The sequence below is a fragment of the Desulfosarcina sp. genome (assembly GCF_041551955.1).
GTDB lineage: Bacteria > Desulfobacterota > Desulfobacteria > Desulfobacterales > Desulfosarcinaceae > Desulfosarcina.
In genome coordinates, this window is the sequence record NZ_JBFELV010000549.1 from 1 (window position 1) to 2,965 (window position 2,965).

Here is a 2,965-nt window from a genome sequence, read left to right on the forward strand (position 1 = left end):
CCCGGCAGGGTTACTCCGGCCCAGGCATGGGTTGCACCCAAACTATCTGTTGATGAGGGTGCATGCGTCATCCTAAACGACCTCGCGCATACCATTCAGCAACTCCTTGACGCCAACCGTTGCGATACCGGAATTGATGTCGGACATAGCGTAGGGGATGATCAACTCGTTGTTATGAATGATCGCACCACAGGAATAGACGACATTGGGAACGTAACCCTCGCGCTCTTTCTCATGCGGAGCAAGCAATGGCTCATCCAGGCGAGCGATTATTTTTGAAGGCTTTTCAAGATCAAGCAGTATGGCGCCGATGCAATATTGACGCATGGGTCCGACACCGTGGGTGAGCACGATCCAGCCCTCACTGGTCTCCACGGGGGACCCGCAGTTGCCGATCTGGATGAACTCCCAAGGATATTCCGGCTCCTGGATGATTTGGGACGTTTGCCAGAAATGGAGATTGTCCGAAAACATGATATGATTGTTTTCACCATCCTGGCGCGAGAGCATGGCATAACGACCGCCTATTTTTCGCGGGAAAAGCGCCATGCCCTTGTTTTTGATGGCTTTGCCGTTGAGGGTGACAATGTTAAAGTTGATAAAATCCTTGGTTTCGATCAGTTGCGGTAAGATCGTATGGCCGTTATAGGCGGTATAGGTTGCATAATAGGTGCCTTCCTGCTGGTTGTCGAAAAATTGAACGAAGCGGGCATCTTCAATACCTCTGCTTTCGTTTTTGGAAACGGGAAATATCACCCGTTCGGATACCCTGTGATCGGGGTGGAAACTGACCTGATAATTGGAATTTGCAAGCCAGCTCATGACATGGAAGGTTCTGTTTTGGTTCGCTACCGGAAATTGCGGTTTTTCTCGAAGCTTTCCAATTTTTTCTATTAATTCATTATACGTAAAATCTTCCGGCAGCTGGTTAAGAATATGTACGCTTATCTCATCGCCTGCTTCCATCTCGTTTAGCTTGAGCTGGAAAGGATTGCGCTTGTATACAGCGTCCAATTGGAGATCCGGCGTTTCCACAAAATCACTGATCGGGTCGAAAAGGAATTTGTTGTGTCGATCAAGAACACCGCTGCGAAAAACAATTGACGAAATATGGCCTTCACCGGTTGCCCGCAGGCTCATGATAAAGCGCAGGCTGCCTTTTTTCAGATGGCGCTGATCCGGATGAGGAACGATGGAGGGGTTGAAAAGAGCGGCCGATTCAATAGAGTACTCCATGGTAAAGTATGCACCGATGAGCGACTTTTGAACATCGCTGAGCACTTTATCCGGTGGCAGATATTTCATCACCGCATTCAGGTGCCGCTTAAAAATGTACCCGATGTCTTCGTGCCGTCCGGAAAAATCGACCATTATTTGCGCCATTAAATTTTGGGTCGCCATGTCCGGCATGCTGATGATGCGCTGAATTATCTTATTGATGCGATGCCGATTATCGGGAATATGCAGCCGGGTGATCACCCGCGACGTATCCCCTACGATCTTAATCGCTCTTCTTTTAACTTTCAGCTTTTGACGCGTTTTAGGGGGCATATCATTGTATCCTTAGACCGATGGTCAGCGAATGCGCGGCAACGTGGTCATTCTTCAATTTCAGTCAATCGTCGGCGTTTTTTTCCAGTCTGCGATCATCCGGCCATGATCCGCTACAGCGCAGGCCGTGGTGCCGAGAGGCAAAGCGCCACCAAGTCATCAATGACGGCCGTACCGACGCACATGACCGTATCTGCGCCGCCCCAGTATATTTTTACCGTACCGTCGCCTTCGGGAACAGCGCCGCAGGTAAAGACCACATTGGGCACATAGCCGGTTACCTCCCAGGGATCCTCAGGCTGCAATATCCACCCGTCGGAAACGCCGACGATGGTGGCTGGATCATCAAGGTCATGCAAGGCTGCGCCCAGGCGATACACCGTTCCGGACATGGTCTTGAAGACGCCATGGTAAATATGCAGCCAGCCCTTGTCGGTTCTAAATGGTGGTGCGCCGGGTCCGATTTTCATCTCATCCCAGTGATAGGCAAGCGGCTTCATGACCACCCGAGAATCGCCCCAGTGAACCAGGTCGGGGGAATAGGAAATCCAGATCGACCAGGGTGAAATCTCGGAATGCGGTCGGTCCAGGCGCACATAGCGACCACCGAACTTCTCAGGAAAAATGACGACATTGCGCAGGTCGGCTTGGGTGATCAGCGCAATCCGCTCCACGGTTTCGAAATCGCTGGTGCGCGCCAGGGCAATCCGCACACCGTGACGGGAATAGGCGCTGTAAGTCAGCAGGTATTCGTTCTCAACCGGCGAGATTCTCAGGTCTTCGACGCCGAAAGCTTCATATTCGGCAAACGCATGGTCCGTTGAAGGAATCAGAAAGGGTTCGGGATGAACCGTAAATGCAAAACCATCCTCGCTGTCGGCCCTGCCGATGATCGAGCGCCCGTTCACCAGATGCGATCTGAACAGCATAATGTAACGATCGTCGTGTTTGACGATGCCCGCATTGTGAACGGTAGCCACCGGATAGGGCACATCCTTGCTTGTCAGGATGGGGTTTTTTTTATAGCGGGTAATGATCGGTCTGTCGATTTTCATACGGATCGGTCCTTTAAAATCATTTCATAAACGTGTATGTATTCATCGATCATCCGCTCGGCTGTGAAACGCCGTTCAACATGGCGACGACAGGTTGCGCGGTCAATCTCTTTTAGCCGTGCGACAGACGCAACGGCTTCGTTCACGTTGCTCACCAGAAAACCATTTTTGCCGTTTTCGATCAGTTCAGGCATGCTGCCCCTGTTAAAGGCGATCACGGGCGTACCGCAGGCCATGGATTCGACTACTGACAAACCGAAAGGTTCGTCAAACTGTATGGGGTGCAACAGCGCAGAGGCTTTGCCGAGCACGCGGTTGCGTTCAACGGGTCCGACGCTGCCGAGATATACCACCTGATC

The 2,965-nt window shown here is 51.5% G+C and carries 3 protein-coding genes; all 3 read right to left on the reverse strand.

Annotated features, from left to right (window positions below):
• Positions 1 to 72: 72 nt before the first annotated feature.
• A complete protein-coding gene (locus ABYV26_RS23935) occupies positions 73 to 1,305 on the reverse strand; it encodes a glycoside hydrolase family 130 protein (RefSeq protein ID WP_372683864.1) in 1,233 nt (410 codons plus the stop codon).
• 359 nt (positions 1,306 to 1,664) lie between these two features.
• Positions 1,665 to 2,606 (reverse strand): glycoside hydrolase family 130 protein, encoded by a 942-nt coding sequence (locus tag ABYV26_RS23940; RefSeq protein WP_372683865.1) that lies wholly within the window; start codon positions 2,604 to 2,606, stop codon positions 1,665 to 1,667.
• Positions 2,603 to 2,965 (reverse strand): glycosyltransferase (locus ABYV26_RS23945; RefSeq protein ID WP_372683866.1); only part of this gene is annotated, 363 nt, incomplete at its 5' end. The genes ABYV26_RS23940 and ABYV26_RS23945, both read right to left, overlap by 4 nt.